This window comes from Oxalicibacterium faecigallinarum (genome assembly GCF_014635705.1).
Taxonomy (GTDB): domain Bacteria; phylum Pseudomonadota; class Gammaproteobacteria; order Burkholderiales; family Burkholderiaceae_D; genus Oxalicibacterium; species Oxalicibacterium faecigallinarum.
This window is the reverse complement of record NZ_BMDI01000001.1, coordinates 581,616-599,579: the sequence shown is the minus strand read 5'-3', so window position 1 is coordinate 599,579 and position 17,964 is coordinate 581,616. Positions and strand designations below refer to the sequence as shown.

The following is a 17,964-nucleotide window of genomic DNA, read 5'->3' as shown; positions in this document are numbered from 1 at the left end:
TTATCGTTGTACGAATTCACGAGAATTTACGTTTTCTTGAAACGCGTGCCAGCCGCATTGCGCCTGCATGTATGATGAAGCTTCCCAAATTTCCGCTTTTCCATGGCAACCATTCTCAACAGTCGGCTCGCCAAACTTCGTGCAATCGTCATCGATGACATGCGCAGCATGCGCGAAAACATCCGTGGCCAACTGGGTCAGCTTGGCATCGATCAGGTCGATCAGGCCGCGACTCCGGATGATGCGCTCAAACTAATCCTCAGCAAGCGTTATGACGTGATCGTTTGCGACTACAACCTCAACAAGCAAACCAACGGCCAGCAACTGCTTGAATATTTGCGCTCCCAAGGCATTCTTCCGCCCACGGCGATGTTTTTCATGGTCACCGCAGAAAGCAGTTACGGCAGCGTTGCCAGTGCGGCAGAATTTCAGCCGGATGCCTATCTGGTGAAACCGCTGACCGGCGGACGCATTGCCGACCGTATCGAACGTCTGCTCGACAAGCAACAGGCACTCAATCCGATCACCGAACGCCTGCGTAAAAAAGACAAAACCGGAGCCGTCGCCGAATGTGAAACAGTGCAGAAGCAACATCCCAAATGGATCGTCGATATCCTGCGTATCAAGGGCAGCACCTTGCTTGAACTTGGGCAGGTCGAAGAGGCGCGCGCCGTGTATGAACAGGCGCTCGCCATGCGTCATGATCTGGTATGGGCGCAACTCGGAATTGCACGTTGCGATCAACTGTCCGGCAAGCCGGCTGCGGCGCATGCCCTGATTGAACAAATCCTCAGCAAGAACACGCAGTTCATCGCTGCCTATGACCTGTTGGCTCAACTAACCGAAGCCGAAGGCAAGGATCAGCAAGCGCTGGATGCATTGAAAAAATCTTACGATGTCATTCCGTCGGCACGTCGCAGTCGTCTGGTTGGCGATGCTGCCTACCGGACAGGCGATCTGCTACAGGCGCGAAATGCTTTTGCACAGGCGATCAGTCACACGCAGGGATCGCTGACAGCCCAAGCCTCTGACGCACTGTCACTGGCACAGATACACGTTGATCTTCACGAGGCCGCCAAGGCGCTGGAAGTGCTGAACGTCGCTGTTAGCACACATCAGGACGATCCCCATTTCGCTGCCGGCCAAGCGGCCATTGCCGCACAGGCATTCGCGCAGCTCAATGATCTGCGTTCGGCACAAGCGGCATTTGAAAGTGCGAAAGCTTTAAACGGTGATGCAAGGCCCGACCAGCAAACGCTCACCCTTGCCAAGGCTGCATTTGCCGCCGGCTTGCTGGAGGAAGGCGTACGCATCATGTCCAAGGCGATCAAGGCCGATCATGAAAACGTGCGTCTGGTCACCTCCGCGCGTAAAGTTTTGTCGGATACAGGCAATGCCGCCCTGATCCAGAGTGTGGTCGAGGATGCCATCAGCGAAAGCGCTTTGATTGTCGATCAGGCGACGCAACTGATGCGGGATGGACAGTTCGATGCGTCGCTTGCCAAACTGGAAGAAGCGATGAACGCGACGCCTGAGAATACCGGCATCCTCCTTGCGGCCGCCCAGTTGCATTTATTGTGGATGAGCCAGAAGGGACTGGATCGGGATTACGTCGTACGTGTCAACGGCTATCTGGCCAAGCTCGATACCTTGATGCCCAACAACGAACGTGTCGCCAAGATGTATCGTTTCTTGCGGGAAACGCTGGTCAAAGCCAGTCGTGAGGTCTGAGATGGACGCGCAATTGACGGCACTCATCGTGCATGATCTGAAAAACGCCTTGGGCGTGCTGGAAGGTGAACTGTCCCTATTGAAGGATGCACCCGATCAGCCGCGCGCCAGTCATGCGCATGCGCAGTGCGTCCAATTACGGGAGAAACTGGTTGGCTTTCTGACCCTCTACAAAGAGGCTGAGCAGGGATTGCTCGCACGTGTCGAAGCCGTCAGTCCGGATGATTTTTTGCGCGCTTTACTGGCTGAGCGCATTACTGACAAACCATCTATCGCCATCACGATTGACGATCGTCACATGCCGGATGTCGCGTTCTTTGATGAACATCTGGTTGGTCTGGCTTTGGAAGCCGCACTGCAAAATGCCAGCCGGTTTGCACAGACGCATATCGAACTCGGCTGTCATGGCGAGCACGGCGCGGTGGTTTTCAGCATCCGTGACGATGGGCCTGGATTGGGGACAAAAGAGACGATTCCTTCCACTGGTCTTGGCATGGCACTCTGTCAGGCCGTCGCGCGCGCGCATCAGAATGAGGGACGACAGGGCACTGTCTCGCTAGCTAACCATCCTGACGGCGGCGCCCTCTTTCGCCTCACGCTACCGTGAGATAAAAAAGCCGGCATCAAGCCGGCTTTTTAACTAGACATAGTGCAGGCAATCAGTCGTTTTTGACCACAATGCTCGGGAATTTGGACGTCATGTCCTTGGCTTTTTCTGCAACCTTGATCGCAATCTTGCGGGCAATCTGTTTGTAAACCGCCGCAATCGCACCATCAGGTTCCGCGACTACGGTTGGCTTGCCGGAATCGGCCTGCTGACGGATTGACATGGTCAGTGGCAGTTTGCCCAGGAACTCCACACCAAAATCCGCACACATCTTTTCGCCGCCACCTTCGCCGAAAATGGCCTCGACGTGACCGCAGTTGGAGCACACGTGCGTACTCATGTTTTCTACGATGCCGAGAATAGGAATGCCCACTTTCTCAAACATCTTCAAGCCCTTGCGTGCATCCAGCAACGCGATGTCCTGTGGCGTGGTCACGATGACGGCGCCGGTAACCGGCACTTTTTGCGACATCGTCAGTTGCACGTCGCCGGTACCCGGCGGCATATCAACGATCAGATAATCCAGATCACGCCAGTTGGTCTGATCCAGTAATTGCGTCAGGGCTTGCGTTACGATCGGGCCGCGCCAGACCATCGGTTCGTCCGGATCGATCATGAAACCGATACTCGACACTTGCAAACCATGGTTTTCCATCGGCTCCATGGTTTTGCCATCCAGCGTTTCAGGACGGCCGGAAATACCCATCATCATCGGCTGCGAAGGACCGTAGATATCCGCATCCAGAATGCCAACCTGCGCACCTTCGGCTGCCAGCGCCAGCGCCAGATTAACCGATGTGGTCGATTTACCAACACCACCTTTGCCGGATGCAACCGCAATGATGTTTTTGACATTGCTCATGAGCTTGACGCCGCGCTGCACGCTGTGCGCCACAATCTTCATGGTGACATTTGCCTTCACATCAGCCGCGCCATCGAGCGCACGTACTGCGGATTCCGCTGCATCACGGATCAGTTTGATCTGGCTCTTTGCCGGATAGCCGAGTTCCACGTCAAAGCTGACATTGCTGCCATCAACCTGAATATTGCGTGCCGAACGGCTGCTGATCAGATCCTTTCCAGTATTGGGGTCAATTACGCCTGCCAGCGCCGTTTTGACGGCGTCTATCGTCATACTCATTGCAACTCCTGAAATGTTTGTGCAAGTCTAAACCAATTGTCCTGTTTACGCTGTGTACCGGCTTCGCTGGCAAATCGACATTCGGCACATAATTCGGCGCTTCAGGCGTTGCAAAATGCGATTGTTGGCCCCAATTACTCTTTAAATACGCTGTGTTTGGCGTTGCTGAAGCACGGTGCATTCGACGCCAGTGAGCGAAGCCCTTACAATACGGGACTCACCTATTTCGCCATGACAGAAAAAATCATTCCGCTTGCCGACCACCGGTATCAGAACACGATACCGATTGTGCCTGCGCGCCTTGAAAAACCGACCGGTCTGTTGACGGACAGTCGCGCGCGCCCATTGCAGGATTTGCGCATTTCCATTACGGATCGATGCAATTTTCGTTGTGTTTATTGCATGCCGAAAGAGGTGTTCGACAAGGATTATGCTTACCTGCCGCACAGTTCGCTGCTGACCTTTGAAGAAATCACGCGGATTGCATCGCTGTTCGTCGCTCATGGTGTCGAGAAGATACGTCTGACTGGTGGCGAACCCCTGTTGCGCAAGAATATCGAGCGTTTGATTGAAATGCTTGCCGCATTACGCACACCAGACGGTCGCGCGCTGGATCTTACGCTGACGACGAATGGTTCCCTGCTGGCGCGCAAGGCGCAATCGCTCAAGGATGCGGGTCTCAACCGCGTTACGGTCTCGCTGGATGCACTGGATGACGCCGTCTTCAAGAAGATGAATGACGTGGATTTTGCCGTTTCCGATGTGCTACACGGACTGGATGTCGCGCATCAAGTTGGTCTTGGCCCGATCAAGGTCAACATGGTGGTCAAAGGCGGCATGAATGATCAGGAAATTCTGCCGATGGCGCGGTACTTCAAGGACACGCCATTTATTCTGCGCTTCATTGAATACATGGATGTCGGCGCGTCCAATGGCTGGAAAATGGACGACGTGATTCCTTCCAAGGAAGTGGTTCGCCGCATCAGCGAGAGCATGCCACTTGAACCGGTTGCGGCGAACTATACCGGCGAGACCGCCAGCCGCTGGCGCTATGTAGATGGCGGCGGCGAAGTTGGCGTGATTTCCAGCGTGACGCAGGCATTCTGCAGCGATTGTTCGCGTGCCCGCCTGTCTACCGAAGGCAAGCTATACACATGCCTGTTCGCAACAGGCGGACATGATCTACGGGCGCTCGTGCGCAATGGTCGTAGTGACGAAGAGATTTCCACGGTCATCGGGTCCATCTGGCGTGGTCGCGGCGATCAATATTCGGAATTACGCACCGCCAACACCGCCTCCTTGCGTGCTGAACGCAAAGTTGAAATGTCCTACATTGGCGGCTGATCGCAGACCTGTTTCCGAAAAGAGAAACGGCATGGATACCAATCAAATCACCGGACTGATCCTTGCTGGCGGCCGCGGTACGCGCATGGGCACGGTCGACAAAGGTCTGCAGACCTTGCATGATACGCCGCTGGTTAGTCATGTTATCGACCGGCTTGCACCGCAAGTCGGTCCCATGCTGCTCAATGCCAATCAGAATCAGGACGTGTATGCCCAATTTGGCATACACGTGATTGCGGATTCCCTGCAAGGATTTGCTGGCCCGCTTGCCGGCGTACAAGCCGGGCTGGAGCATTGCAAGACGGAGTTCATGGCCACGGTGCCATGCGATTCGCCCTACTTTCCGGATAATCTGGTCAGCACGCTATATCAGGCACTGAACGAACGCGAGGCAGACCTTGCGGTTGCCGTGACTGGCGAAGGAGAACAACGCCAGCAGCATCCGGTGTTCTGTCTGTTACGCCGCTCGTTGCTGCCACACTTGAACAATTATCTGCGGGAAGGCAATCGCAAATTTGCGCTTTGGTATGCGTCTTTACTGGTGGTGGAAGTTCACTTCGAAGACGAACGCGCCTTTCTCAACATCAATACGCTGGATGAGCTTCGCCAGCAAAACCAATAACAACTGACCGAGACGCCCATGAATCTGCGCGCCGCCTATCTTTTGAACGAAAAGAATCTCGACGATCTGGACAAGGAATTGTCGTCCGATAGCGATGCAATGCCTGCGCCCGACAACAACACCAAGCTCGATGACGTGGTGAGCTGCCTCTCCGCCCACGATCCTAATGCGATGCGCGTTGAGGATGCGCAAGCCGTGATTCGTCAGTTTGTGACACCCATTCATGCCGTGGAAAAAATAGCGATCCGCAGTGCACTGGATCGCGTGCTCGCCGCAGACATCATTTCCCCGATCAATGTCCCGGCGCACGACAACTCCGCCATGGATGGTTACGCAGTTCGCGGCATCGATCTGACGACAGAAGACCGTCCTTTCAGGATCATCGGCGTTGCCTACGCAGGTCACGCCTACGACGGCCCGATTGGTGCAGGCGAATGCGTACGCATCATGACCGGCGCCGTCATGCCTAAAGAGTGCGATACCGTCATCCCACAAGAATTGACGCGGGATGCCAGCGATTCGCACATCACCATTCCAGCCAATGCCGTCAGGGCCGGAGACAATCGTCGTCTGGCTGGCGAGGATCTCGCGGCAGGTTCGGTTGCGCTGCCCAAGGGCCGCATCGTTCGCCCATCCGATCTTGGATTGATGGCGTCGCTGGGTGTCGCGGAAGTTGCCGTACAACGCCGTCTGCGCGTCGCTTTCTTTTCTACAGGCGATGAGCTGCGTTCAGTTGGCGAGCCGCTTGATGAAGGCTGTGTCTATGACAGCAATCGCTACACACTGTACGGCATGCTCAAACGACTTGGCTGCGACATTGTCGATATGGGCGTCATTCGTGACGAACCGGAAGCAATGAAGGAGGCGTTCCGCACTGCCTGTGAAAATGCCGATGCCATCATTACCTCCGGCGGTGTCTCCGTCGGAGCAGCCGACTATACGAAACAGATGATGGCCGAGCTTGGCGATGTCCAGTTCTGGAAACTGGGCATGCGGCCGGGACGGCCAATGGCTTTTGGACGCATTCACTCCGAGGGGAAATCCGCTTATTTGTTCGGTTTGCCCGGCAATCCTGTTGCCGTGATGGTAACGTTCTATTTCTTTGCTCGACAGGCCTTGCTGCACATGATGGGAGCCACAGCTGAGCAAGCCCTACCTTTGATGAAAGTGCGCTCTGCACAGCCGATACGCAAGCGTGCGGGCCGCACCGAGTTTCAACGCGGCATTCTGGCTGTCGGCGCCGACGGCCAGCAGGAAGTCCGTATCACCGGGGCACAGGGCTCCGGCATCCTTCGCTCCATGTCCGAAGCCAACTGCATCGTCGCACTTGAACATGACCGTGCAGAAATCAAGGCAGGTGACATGGTCGATGTCATTTTGTTTCATGGACTGATCTGATCGCCATTGATATCAGCGTGTCCGATAGCGTCATGGAAGGAGTACGATGATGAGCAAGAAAAAATGCTGCAAGAGCAAGAAGCCATGCAAGGATTGCCCGCGCAATAGGAAAAAGGCCTAAGTGCAGAACATGGGCTGCAGAACATAAATCAACGCCCGCAACAGAGTAAGACGCGTTGCGCAAGCCATCAGGCAGCATTACATCCCGCCATCCTCGACGAGATCGACGTAAAGAATTGACAATGCCGTTTCTTCAACCAGGGTTGGAGTGAAGAAACGGCATATATTCAACCTTACAACTTGCCGGCACGCTTCAGGCGGAATGTCAGACCGTCGACAATATCCTTGGCATTTGCTTCCCGCGCAAAATCAATCGCCGTCATTCCCTGATCGTTTTTGAGCGAGGCATCGGCACCGGCATCCAGCAAGACTTTGACCATCATGATATTGCCGCTACGTGCGGCCATCATGACCGGTGTGGTTTTGTTTGGCGATAGTGCATCGACGACCGCCGAACGATCCAGCAGCATTTGCGCGATCGATGGCTCACCAGAGGCAGCCGCATAGTGCAACGGCGTCCAGCCAGAACGATTGACCAAAGCACCTTTGCCCAGCAATAACTCGACCGCAGGCTTGTTTGCGGTAAATGCGGCAATCATCAGGGCATTGTCACCATTTCCCGTCCTGGCTTCGAGGTTAATTCTTGGCGAGTCCAGCAACGCGGTGACTACGCCCATGGATTTTTCGCGTAATGCGAGGATCAAGCCCGTATCCCCACGTTCAGGTTCGATCGTGTTCGGATCAAAACCACGCTTGAGCAAGCTTTCCATGGTGCGCACGTCATCCAGCTTCGCTGCCTTGAAAAAATCATCATACGAACTGCTAAATGCAAGAGACGGCATCACACTCAGCACCAGTGCAGCAGAGGCGATATGCAGTACCGTACGACGGGTAACCAATGATGGATTGCGTTGCAGCGTCATGACACCATCCTTAATGAGCAATCTTGAAGAGCTTGAAGAAATTTTCCGTAGTCTGTTGTGCCACCTGTTCCAGCGGCACGTTTTTAAGCGTGGCGATATATTCGGCAACATGACGCACCAGTCCCGGCTCATTCATCTTGCCGCGGAAAGGTACCGGTGCCAGATACGGCGAATCCGTTTCGATCAGCATGTACTCAAGCGGTACTTCGCGTGCCACTGCCTGCAAATCCCTGGCGCTTTTGAATGTCACGATACCCGAGAAGGAAATGTAGAAACCCATCTCCATCGCGGCACGTGCCACTTCCAGTGACTCGGTAAAGCAATGCATGACACCGGCCGCGCCACCGGCATCCGTGCCGGCACCTTCTTCACGCATGATTCTGATCGTGTCCTCTGAGGCTGCACGGGTGTGAATGATCAACGGCTTGCCCGTCGCACGAGATGCCCGGATATGGGTACGAAAACGTTCTCGCTGCCATTCCAGATCACCTTCCAGCCGATAGTAATCGAGCCCGGTCTCGCCGATGGCGACGATGCGTGGACTGTTTGCCAGACGAATCAAGTCATCGACGGTTGGCTCAGGGGTATCTTCATAATCCGGGTGCACGCCAACCGACGCGTAGATATGCGGATATTGCTCCGCAATCTGCAAAATATCCGGAAAGGTCGGCAGATCGCAGGACACGCACAATGCATGCGTGACTTTGTTCTCCTCCATCTTGCCAAGGATCGCGGGCATGCGTGCGGCAAGTTCAGGGAAATTGATGTGGCAATGGGAATCGATATACATGGGTGTTATTGTACGCGCGCACTGGCTCTGACGTGCGCGAATGATGGTTTCTGAAGGTCAGGCGACGCGTTTGCCGACCATGATCAGGTCGCGTTCCACACCATCCAGCAAAGCGACTTCCGGCAAATGGCCCCACGGCACAAAACCAAAACGGGCAAACAAACCAAGACTGCGCTGGTTGTGTCCAAAAATCAAACCAATGAGGGTATGTACATTCAGTGATGGCGCAGCTGCAATGGCCTGTGTCAGTAGATAACTGGCAAGTCCCTGCCGCCTCGCTGATTCATGGACATAGATGGATAACTCTGCGGTATGCCGATAGGCCGCACGCGGATGAAAGTCGGAAAAAGATAACCAGCCAAGAATCACACCATCCCGCTCCGCGACCCAGATCGGACGATCCGCTGCAGCATGTGAGGCAAACCAGGCCATGCGCGAGGCTATAGTCACCGGCTCCAGATCCGCCGTGACTTCGCGTGAAGCAATCGTGCTGTTGTAAATGGCGACTATGGCGGGCAAGTCATCGACGGTGGCCGCACGATGCGTAAATCGGGTTTGTGCAGCAGTGATTGCCATGAAGACAACCAATGACGGTTACAAGGTATGCGTCGCGCGCGACGAGCCGAGCGCGGCACCGAGTAATTCCTCGATACGGTGTTTGACGCGCTGGCCGCTCTCATCCGCAGAGAACTGCACGCCGATGCCTTGTGCCTTGTTGTTATGGGATCCTGCCGGCGTAATCCAGGCGATTTTCCCGGCGATCGGATATTTGGTCGGATCATCCAGCAGTGTCAGAATCAGATAAATCTCGTCACCAACCTTATATTGCTTGGTAGAAGGCACAAAGATGCCGCCATTGGCAATGAATGGCATATAGGCCGCGTACAGCGCCGATTTTTCCTTGATCGGCAACGACAGAACAGACGGCCTGACGGCCGGCGCGCCGGATGGATTGCTGTTCTGCGACATGGTTGACCTCTCAGGAAAAAGCGGCTGTGTATTCCAGCAGCATATCTTCAATAAATAATTTTGGCGCAAGCGGATGATCGGCAATGGCACGACGCTCACCGATTGCCTTGATCGCCTGCAACAATGCAGCAGTATCCACGCCTTGCGCAAGACGCATCAATTCCTTGCCAAAGCGCGGATAGTAGCGAATGGTGCCGGCGAGCTTGCTCGACAGTACATCGTACAACCAACGCTGCTGCCATGCCACGAGATCCGGTACGGGAATCTTTTGCAATGCATCCGCCGTTTTCAATGCGCCTTCCACGGAAGGTTGCGCCAGTTGCCTTAGCAAAATATCCATCGCTTCACGCCCCTCACCGAGCGACGCATCCATGGCAGCGAGGGGCGCACCGCCCTGTTCGGCAAGCCAGCCATCCGCATCTTTGACGTCCTGCTCTCTCAGCCACTGCAATGCCTGTGCCTGATCCGGCATGGGTAACGCAAATTTACGGCAACGAGACAGAATCGTTGGTAACAAACGATCCAGTCCATTACTCACCATCAGAAAAATCGTGTGCGGCGGCGGCTCTTCCAGCATTTTGAGTAGCGAGTTCGCCGCAGCCGTGTTCAGTGCCTCCACCGGATGCAGCAAAACCACCCGCATGCCAGAACGATGCGTCGACACGTTCATGAAATCGCCCAGCGCACGCACCTGATCAATCTTGATGTCTTTGGATGGTGCTTTGGTCGACTTTGCCTTCTTGGTATCGGACTCTTCGTCGCCCTCTGCACCATCGTCCTCCAGTGCTTCAGGCCGGACGCGTCGGAAATCGGGATGACTGTACTGTGCAAACCAGCCGCAGGCGATACAACTACCGCAGGCATGGCCAGTTGCATCGGGTGTTTCGCATAACAAGGCTGCGGCACAGGCTTCGGCAAAGTGGGTTTTTCCCGTGCCTTGCGTACCATAGAACAGGACCGCGTGCGGCAAACGTGCACGCAGTTGTTGCCATTGCTGCCACGCATTGCCATGCCATGGATACAAGGCACTCACGGTGCCCCCTCGCCGGATAATGTCCCCATCAGCGAGGTCAATTGCGTTTGAATGTCAGCAATCGATTGCGTCGAATCGATCACGCGGAAACGTTGTGGAAATTCTGCTGCGCGACGTAGATATTCGGCGCGTGTCTTTTCGAAAAAATCCGCCTTTTCCTGTTCGAATTTATCCAGTGTCCGGGTCGCATCCAGCCGCGCACGCGCCACATCCAGCGGCACATCAAACAGCAAGGTCATATCCGGTTGCAGATGCGGATGCACCCATTGCTCCAGCATGCGCAACTTATCGAGCGACAGCTGACGACCGCCTCCCTGGTAGGCAAAACTGGCGTCGGTGAAGCGATCTGAAATCACCCAGTCGCCACGCGCGAGCGCAGGCTCGATCACTTGCGCCAGATGCTCTCTGCGTGCGGCAAACATCAGCAATGCTTCGGTTTCCAGATGCATTTTTTCATGCAACAAAAGATTGCGCAGCGCTTCGCCGAGGGTTGTGCCGCCCGGCTCACGCGTGACGATGACATTTCTGCCTGCTGCACGCAGTGCGTCGGCAACGAACGTCAGGTGCGTCGATTTTCCTGCACCGTCAATGCCTTCAAAGGTGATGAATTTGGCTGTGCTCATGCGTGTTATCGACCGCGGATATATTTATTGACGGCGTTATTGTGCTCATCCAGCGTCTGTGAAAAATGACTGGAGCCATCACCGCGCGACACGAAGTACAAGGCCTCCGTCGGCGCCGGGTTCAAGGCGGCAAACAACGATTCCGCGCCCGGCAAGGCAATCGGTGTCGGCGGCAAACCGGCACGGGTATAGGTATTGTGCGGTGTGTCCGTCTGCAAATCACGCTTACGGATACGCCCATCGTAGGCGTCGCCCATGCCATAGATCACGGTCGGATCAGTCTGCAGCAGCATGCCCACACGCAAACGATTGACGAAGACGCCTGCAATTTGCGTGCGCTCTTCCCGTCGCCCCGTTTCTTTCTCGACAATCGATGCCATGATCAGTGCCTGATAAGGACTGGCATAAGGCAGATTCTGATCGCGTTTCGCCCATTGCTCGTCCAGCCGTTTCATCATCGCGCGATATGCCTGACGATAGACCAGAATATCACTGGAGTTCTTGGCGAACAGATAGGTGTCTGGATAGAACAAGCCTTCCGGCTGTTTGTAATCGGTCGTGATCTTTGCCAGCAGTTCGGTGTCCGACAGATTCGCCGTGTCATGCTTGAGTGCCGGGTGTGCATCAATGGCCTGACGCATCTGTCGGAAAGTCCAGCCCTCGATGATGGTAACGGCTTCCTGTGCAAACTCGCCCCGCACGATTTGCTCAAGCAAACGCTTGGGTGTCGTACCCGGCTTCAGTTCATAGGTGCCGGCCTTGATGCGTGCAGTTTCTCCCTTGAACTGCGCCAGTGCCATCATCAGCAGAGGATTGACCGGCACGCCTGCTGCCTCGATCTGACGCATGCTGCTTTTGAAGCCGCTACCCGGCTGAATCGTGAATTCGATCGGTGGACCATCGGAAGTAATTGGATTGTCTGACCAGAACAGGAAGGAAGCACCGAGGATGATGCCGAGCAGAACCAATCGCCTGAGAGTTTTTTTCATTTAAAACCGGGTCTCGCTAAAACTGAGTGCAATCCGACGCGTTTTTGCCACGCCACTATAATCAGCCCTAATGATAATGGCTGAATGTCCCGCCGCCCAATTTATTCACTGAAATTATGACAACCTGGTTGAATTTCCTGAAAGAACAAGGTGCAGACCTTGCCGAAGACAATGGCATCCCATCCATCGCCTTTTCCGCCAACGCGGCCGATGAGACTGCCCGTACCAACTTTGTCACGCCGCTGGTTCATTTCGGCCTGATCACAGCAACAGGCGAGGATGCCGCCTCGTTTCTGCATAACCAACTGACCAACGATGTCACCCATCTGACCGACAATCAGGCGCGCCTTGCCGGATATTGTTCGCCGAAGGGCCGCATGATGGCCAGCTTCCTGATCTGGAAGGAAGGTGATCGTATCGTCCTGCAAATTCCGCGCGAGATTCAGGCACCTGTCCAAAAACGCTTGTCCATGTTCATTCTGCGCAGCAAGGCCAAACTGACGGATGCCACCGAAGAGCTGGTCGCGCTGGGCCTCGCAGGCCCTGCTGCTGCCAGCGCCCTGCTGCCATGGTTTCCTGAACTGCCTCTTGCCATTCTCGACAAGATCACATCCGATGCCGGCACGGTCATCCGTCAGGCGAATGCCTTCGGTATTCCACGCTATCAATGGATCACGACGCCGCAACGTGCCATCGAAGCCTGGCCGCATCTGACATCCGTACTGCAACCGGCGGGTAGTGATGCATGGAAGCTGGCCGAAATCGATGGCGGCATTCCGCACATCACGACAAGCACGCAAGAAAAATTTGTTCCGCAGATGATCAATTTCGAGCTGATCGGCGGGGTCAATTTCAAGAAAGGTTGTTATCCGGGACAGGAAATCGTGGCGCGCAGTCAATACCTCGGCAAGCTCAAACGCCGCATGATGCATGCCACAGTTGAAGTCGATAAGATCGTGCCGGGAACGGAAATTTTCGCTGCCGACGATCCCGATCAGCCTTGCGGCATGGTCGTCAACGCAGCCCGCGCCAACGCACAGCAAACCGACTGTCTGGTTGAGATCAAGTTGGCTGCCACAGAGGGTGCGGTCCATCTGGGATCTGCCACGGGACCGGTACTGAATTTTCAGCCCTTGCCGTACGAACTGACGGATCCTGTCTGAGGCCGCAAGGGTTAACGTCATGTCGACCGATCTGTACATCTACTACCGCGTACGAGAAGAAAATGCTGCGCATTTTCTGTCGAAGGCCGTGAGCATGCAAAAGGCATTGCAGCATACGCACGGTATTCAGGCGAGCCTGAAACGTCGTCCATACGCAGAGGATGGCTTGCACACCTGGATGGAAATCTATCTGGCGACGCCAGCGGATTTCGAACAGGCGATTGCCGCTGCAGTAACAACACACGGATTAGCGTCTGCCATTGAAGGTCGCAGGCATGTTGAACACTTTGTGGACGCGACATCATGTGCCTGATCGTCTTTGCCTGGCAAGTCATGCCGGATCTTCCTCTGCTTGCCGCCGGCAATCGCGATGAATTCTATGACCGTCCCGCCAGTACCGCTGCATGGTGGCCATCGCATCCGAACATTTTTGCCGGGCGCGATTTGCGTGGCGGCGGTACCTGGATGGGTATTACCCGCGAGGGTCGCTTCGCCACCATTACCAACGTCCGTGCCCCCTCCGAGATGCGTGCCGACGCGCCATCCCGTGGTGAACTGGTCGCCAATTTTCTGATGGGCAGCATGTCGGCCGCGGACTATGTATCTGCCATCGCGCCGACCGCGGGCGAGTACAACGGTTTTAATCTGCTGATTGGCGACGCCAAGGAACTGATCTGGTTTTCCAATCGCGGACAGGACGATGTCCGCAATGGCAAGCCTTTGCCACCCGGCATTTATGGTTTGTCCAATTCGTTGCTGGATTGCGCATGGCCCAAAGTCGTTCGTACCAAGGCACAGTTTGCCAGTCTATTGTGTCAGGGCGCACCGGAAGACGCCTACTTTGAAATGCTGGCCGATACGACCAATGCTTCCGACTGCCGCCTGCCCGATACGGGTGTCGGCCTTGAACGCGAACGGCTTCTTTCTGCGGTCTGCATCGAATCGCCCGACTACGGCACGCGTGTTTCGACATTGGTGAAACTCTATGCAGATGGGCGTGCGACCCTGATTGAACGGCCACCTGTTCCAATGCCGCCGGTCCCCGTACGCGAGCGTGGTCCGCGCCATGCGTGCACACGCGGCTATCAGGGATGATGCTGCAAGGATCGTTGATTGACCGCCATCTGGCCTAGCAGACAGCGGTTTTTCAGGACTTCAGACGCGCACGCAATAATTCACGGACATGCGGTACCTCCGCATAGGGATCACGCGGATTGCGTTGCGCAACCAGGTCCTCCAGGCGATGCCGCGCGTTTTCAAGCGGTGCCGTTTCGGAATACACATAAAACTGCCCATCGCGTATGGCATCAAATGCCAGTGTCGCCACCTGCGCTGCACTCACCTTCCCCGACATCACTGCTTTTTCGGAAAAAGCCTGCGCCGTGCGCTGACTGACGGTGGTGGTTGCATGGCGCGTATCCGGGCGATTACGCGCAGATTGATGAATACCCGTTGGGACGAAAAATGGGCAAAGCAGCGAGACACCGATCGGTGCCTCAATCAATTGCAGGTCCTGATACAAGGTTTCGGTCAGGGACACGACCGCATGCTTGGAAACGTTATAAATCCCCATCGTCGGCGCATTTTGCAAACCGGCGACCGACGCTGTATTCAGAATATGCCCGCGGTAATCCGGATCGGCCTTGGCTGCCGCCAGCATCAATGGAGTGAAAATTCGCACTCCATGGATCACGCCAAACAGATTGACGCCGAGCAACCACTCCCAGTCCGCTTTCGTGCTTTCCCAGATCAAGCCACCAGCGCCGACACCGGCATTGTTGAACACCACATGCACGACGCCATAATGCGCCATGGTCGCATCCGCCAATGCCTGTACCTGATCGCCGCGACTCACGTCACACTGCAGCGCGACGACGTCACAACCGGCTTCCAACAATTCCTGTTCGATCAGACGTAGCGGCTCGACTTCGATGTCTGCAAGAACCAGACGCATGCCGAGCCGTCCGCCAAGACGCGCAAATTCACGTCCGAACCCGCTGGCAGCGCCAGTAATGACAGCTACGCGACCTTCGAAATCGAACATGATGATCCTGCTATCAGCTAGTGGACATCCGCTTGGCAACTTCAGCCTTGCGAATAAATTTGAATGTACCGGCGGCCTTGGCGACCAGTCGTGACTCGTTCCACAACTCGCCCTCACAGAAATAAATGCTGGAAGAGGCATGCAGTACACGTCCTTTTGCCACAAGGCGTGCACCTTCGGTGCCGCCAGGTTGCATGAAGCTGGTCTTCATTTCGATCGTGACGCCGCTACGGATATCGGGATCAAGGGAGCGGCCGGCAAGAGACATCACATTGTCCAGCATCGTCATGACCACGCCGCCATGTGCGACGTGCCAACTGTTCAGGTGACGCTCGGCAAGAATCAGTTGCACCTCGGCCAGCCCGTTGCCGGATTCAACGACTTCAATACCAAGGTCTTGTAAAAAAGGAATGGGAATAGAGGATGAGGCAGTCATGGAATGGATACAAAGCATGGAAACATGCGCATTTTAAAGCATGCCTGAATTTGCCTGCCTGTCATCCTTTTCGATTGCATAAGCTATTTATATAGAAAGCGCATGCAAACCTGCCCTGCCTTGCCTAGTGCATTTCAGCTATAACGCCGCTAACGATGCACCATCGTTGTTCTGCCCACGCACATCCGGTGTGCATCGATAGTAAAAAATATAGACATGTAAGCAATGCGTAAGCTTGGCGAAAGTATTGCGTAAGGTTTCGGTCGCACACTTCCGCCCGTAAACACAGTGCAATTTTTTTCAACGCACATACGGAATTAATAAACTCAAAAGGAGACCAGCATGGCGACCTCTACCAATAACGCCCCTCGGCCCATGACACCGGAAGAAAGAAAAGTCATCTTCGCATCGTCATTGGGTACCGTGTTCGAATGGTACGACTTTTATCTGTACGGTTCGTTGGCAGCCATTATCGCCAAACAGTTCTTTGCTGGTACCGATCCGAATACCGCATTCATCTTCGCGCTGCTGGCTTTTGCAGCGGGCTTTATCGTCCGCCCGTTCGGCGCCGTCGTCTTCGGCCGTCTGGGCGACATGATCGGACGTAAATATACCTTCCTGGTCACCATCATCCTGATGGGTGCTTCCACCTTCATCGTCGGTGTCCTGCCGAATTATGAATCCATCGGCATCGCCGCACCAATCATCCTGATCATCCTGCGTATTCTGCAAGGTCTGGCGCTCGGTGGTGAATACGGTGGCGCAGCAACCTATGTGGCCGAACACGCGCCACATGGCAAGCGCGGTCTGTTCACTTCGTGGATTCAGACCACCGCAACGATGGGTCTGTTCATGTCGCTGCTGGTGATTCTGGGTACGCGTACGGCCATCGGTGAAGAAGCCTTCGCTGCCTGGGGCTGGCGTATTCCTTTCCTGCTGTCCATCTTCATGCTGGCCATCTCCGTATGGATCCGCATGTCGATGAACGAGTCTCCAGCCTTCCTGAAAATGAAAGCTGAAGGCAAGGCATCCAAAGCACCACTGACCGAAGCATTTGGCCAATGGAAAAACCTGAAGATTGTTATTCTGGCGCTGGTCGGTCTGACCGCCGGTCAGGCCGTCGTCTGGTACACGGGCCAGTTCTACGCACTGTTCTTCCTGACGCAAACGCTGAAGGTGGACGGCGCAACGGCCAACATCCTGATCGCTGCATCGCTGCTGCTGGCAACGCCGTTTTTCGTGATCTTTGGTTCGCTGTCGGATCGTATCGGTCGTAAGCCAATCATCCTCGGTGGCTGCCTGATTGCTGCCATCACGTATTTCCCGATCTTCAATGCGCTGACTCACTACGCCAATCCGGCACTGGAAGCTGCGCAGAAGAATGCACCGGTGATTGTCACGGCTGATCCGAAGACCTGCCAATTCCAGTTCAATCCGACTGGCGAGAAGAAATTCACCTCTTCGTGCGATATCGCCAAGGCAAAACTGGCACGCGCATCGGTTAACTACTCCAACGTCGATGCCCCGGCAGGTACCGTTGCAACCATCAAGGTTGGCAATACCACGCTGACATCGTACGACGCGAGCGGCCTGTCGAAAGAAGAAGCGACCGCCAAAGACAAGGCATTCACGGCTGAACTGACCGACGCCATCAAGGCTGCCGGTTATCCAACCAAGGCTGACCCTGATCAGATCAACTATGGCATGACGCTGCTGCTGCTGTTCATCCTGGTGATTTACGTGACCATGGTGTACGGCCCGATTGCTGCCATGCTGGTTGAAATGTTCCCGACCCGTATCCGCTACACATCGATGTCACTGCCGTATCACATCGGTAACGGCTGGTTCGGCGGCCTGCTGCCGACCACGGCGTTTGCTCTGGTGGCATTGAAAGGCGATATCTACTACGGTCTCTGGTATCCGATCATCGTTGCGCTGATGACCTTCGTCATCGGTCTGCTGTTCGTCCGTGAAACCAAGGACAACGATATCAACGACCACTAAGCATTACTGTCACCTTCCTGCTTGCGGGAAGTGTCGTGATTGGCTGCCAGGCAACGATTGCTGGCAGCCTTTTTTGCTTTTCCACCA

The 17,964-nt window shown here is 55.1% G+C and carries 19 protein-coding genes; 9 read left to right on the top strand and 10 right to left on the bottom strand.

Features of this window, described 5'->3' with window-relative positions; genetic code table 11:
• Positions 1 to 102: 102 nt before the first annotated feature.
• Both IEV29_RS02835 and IEV29_RS02830 read left to right on the top strand, forming a co-directional pair.
• Positions 103 to 1,731 (top strand): tetratricopeptide repeat protein, encoded by a 1,629-nt coding sequence (locus IEV29_RS02835; protein ID WP_188379750.1) that lies wholly within the window; start codon positions 103 to 105, stop codon positions 1,729 to 1,731.
• Between the two features lies 1 nt (position 1,732).
• Positions 1,733 to 2,338: a sensor histidine kinase gene (locus IEV29_RS02830; RefSeq protein WP_188379749.1), complete on the top strand. Its 606-nt coding sequence runs from the start codon at positions 1,733 to 1,735 to the stop codon at positions 2,336 to 2,338.
• Between the two features lie 52 nt (positions 2,339 to 2,390).
• On the opposite strand, the gene apbC is transcribed toward IEV29_RS02830, so the two are convergent.
• Complete coding sequence (gene apbC / locus IEV29_RS02825; protein ID WP_188379748.1) at positions 2,391 to 3,479, bottom strand: iron-sulfur cluster carrier protein ApbC; 1,089 nt, start codon at positions 3,477 to 3,479, stop codon at positions 2,391 to 2,393.
• 231 nt (positions 3,480 to 3,710) lie between these two features.
• Here apbC and moaA point away from each other — a divergent pair, with 231 nt between their 5' ends.
• From moaA to moeA, 3 genes are all read left to right on the top strand, one after another.
• Positions 3,711 to 4,823: a GTP 3',8-cyclase MoaA gene (gene moaA / locus IEV29_RS02820; protein ID WP_188379747.1), complete on the top strand. Its 1,113-nt coding sequence runs from the start codon at positions 3,711 to 3,713 to the stop codon at positions 4,821 to 4,823.
• A 31-nt stretch (positions 4,824 to 4,854) separates the two neighbouring features.
• Entirely contained in the window at positions 4,855 to 5,445 is a 591-nt protein-coding gene (mobA, locus tag IEV29_RS16070; protein ID WP_195805469.1) for a molybdenum cofactor guanylyltransferase MobA, read from the top strand.
• Between the two features lie 99 nt (positions 5,446 to 5,544).
• A complete protein-coding gene (gene moeA / locus IEV29_RS02815) occupies positions 5,545 to 6,843 on the top strand; it encodes a molybdopterin molybdotransferase MoeA (protein WP_229726312.1) in 1,299 nt (432 codons plus the stop codon).
• Positions 6,844 to 7,136: 293 nt separating this feature from the next.
• On the opposite strand, the gene IEV29_RS02810 is transcribed toward moeA, so the two are convergent.
• The 7 genes from IEV29_RS02810 to mltG are packed head-to-tail and all read right to left on the bottom strand — an operon-like array spanning position 7,137 to position 12,230.
• Positions 7,137 to 7,826, bottom strand: coding sequence for an ankyrin repeat domain-containing protein (locus tag IEV29_RS02810; RefSeq protein ID WP_188379746.1), 690 nt, complete (start codon positions 7,824 to 7,826; stop codon positions 7,137 to 7,139).
• 10 nt (positions 7,827 to 7,836) lie between these two features.
• The gene (locus IEV29_RS02805) at positions 7,837 to 8,616 is read right to left on the bottom strand and encodes a TatD family hydrolase (RefSeq protein ID WP_188379745.1); all 780 of its coding nucleotides are present in this window, start codon (positions 8,614 to 8,616) and stop codon (positions 7,837 to 7,839) included.
• 57 nt (positions 8,617 to 8,673) lie between these two features.
• Entirely contained in the window at positions 8,674 to 9,192 is a 519-nt protein-coding gene (locus IEV29_RS02800; RefSeq protein ID WP_188379744.1) for a GNAT family N-acetyltransferase, read from the bottom strand.
• A gap of 18 nt (positions 9,193 to 9,210) precedes the next feature.
• Positions 9,211 to 9,585 (bottom strand): PilZ domain-containing protein, encoded by a 375-nt coding sequence (locus IEV29_RS02795; protein WP_188379743.1) that lies wholly within the window; start codon positions 9,583 to 9,585, stop codon positions 9,211 to 9,213.
• A gap of 10 nt (positions 9,586 to 9,595) precedes the next feature.
• Positions 9,596 to 10,618: a DNA polymerase III subunit delta' gene (locus tag IEV29_RS02790; RefSeq protein ID WP_188379742.1), complete on the bottom strand. Its 1,023-nt coding sequence runs from the start codon at positions 10,616 to 10,618 to the stop codon at positions 9,596 to 9,598.
• On the bottom strand, positions 10,615 to 11,241 hold the full coding sequence (gene tmk / locus IEV29_RS02785) for a dTMP kinase (RefSeq protein WP_188379741.1): 627 nt from the start codon (positions 11,239 to 11,241) through the stop codon (positions 10,615 to 10,617). The genes IEV29_RS02790 and tmk overlap by 4 nt, the downstream gene beginning before the upstream one ends.
• A gap of 5 nt (positions 11,242 to 11,246) precedes the next feature.
• Complete coding sequence (mltG, locus tag IEV29_RS02780; protein ID WP_188379740.1) at positions 11,247 to 12,230, bottom strand: endolytic transglycosylase MltG; 984 nt, start codon at positions 12,228 to 12,230, stop codon at positions 11,247 to 11,249.
• A gap of 116 nt (positions 12,231 to 12,346) precedes the next feature.
• Here mltG and ygfZ point away from each other — a divergent pair, with 116 nt between their 5' ends.
• Genes ygfZ through IEV29_RS02765 form a run of 3 tightly spaced genes read left to right on the top strand, consistent with a single transcriptional unit; the run spans position 12,347 to position 14,488 of the window.
• On the top strand, positions 12,347 to 13,393 hold the full coding sequence (gene ygfZ / locus IEV29_RS02775; protein WP_188379739.1) for a CAF17-like 4Fe-4S cluster assembly/insertion protein YgfZ: 1,047 nt from the start codon (positions 12,347 to 12,349) through the stop codon (positions 13,391 to 13,393).
• Positions 13,394 to 13,412: 19 nt separating this feature from the next.
• Positions 13,413 to 13,706 carry a DUF4936 family protein gene (locus IEV29_RS02770; protein ID WP_188379738.1) on the top strand — a complete coding sequence of 98 codons (294 nt, stop codon included), beginning with the start codon at positions 13,413 to 13,415 and terminating at the stop codon, positions 13,704 to 13,706.
• Positions 13,697 to 14,488, top strand: a complete 792-nt coding sequence (locus IEV29_RS02765) for an NRDE family protein (RefSeq protein ID WP_188379737.1) — start codon at positions 13,697 to 13,699, stop codon at positions 14,486 to 14,488. The genes IEV29_RS02770 and IEV29_RS02765 overlap by 10 nt, the downstream gene beginning before the upstream one ends.
• A gap of 52 nt (positions 14,489 to 14,540) precedes the next feature.
• Here the strand turns inward: IEV29_RS02765 and IEV29_RS02760 are convergent, their stop codons facing one another.
• Positions 14,541 to 15,437: an SDR family oxidoreductase gene (locus IEV29_RS02760; protein ID WP_188379736.1), complete on the bottom strand. Its 897-nt coding sequence runs from the start codon at positions 15,435 to 15,437 to the stop codon at positions 14,541 to 14,543.
• Positions 15,438 to 15,450: 13 nt separating this feature from the next.
• A complete protein-coding gene (locus IEV29_RS02755) occupies positions 15,451 to 15,873 on the bottom strand; it encodes a PaaI family thioesterase (protein WP_188379735.1) in 423 nt (140 codons plus the stop codon).
• Between the two features lie 342 nt (positions 15,874 to 16,215).
• Here IEV29_RS02755 and IEV29_RS02750 point away from each other — a divergent pair, with 342 nt between their 5' ends.
• On the top strand, positions 16,216 to 17,877 hold the full coding sequence (locus tag IEV29_RS02750; RefSeq protein WP_229726191.1) for an MFS transporter: 1,662 nt from the start codon (positions 16,216 to 16,218) through the stop codon (positions 17,875 to 17,877).
• The last annotated feature ends 87 nt before the right edge of the window (positions 17,878 to 17,964 follow it).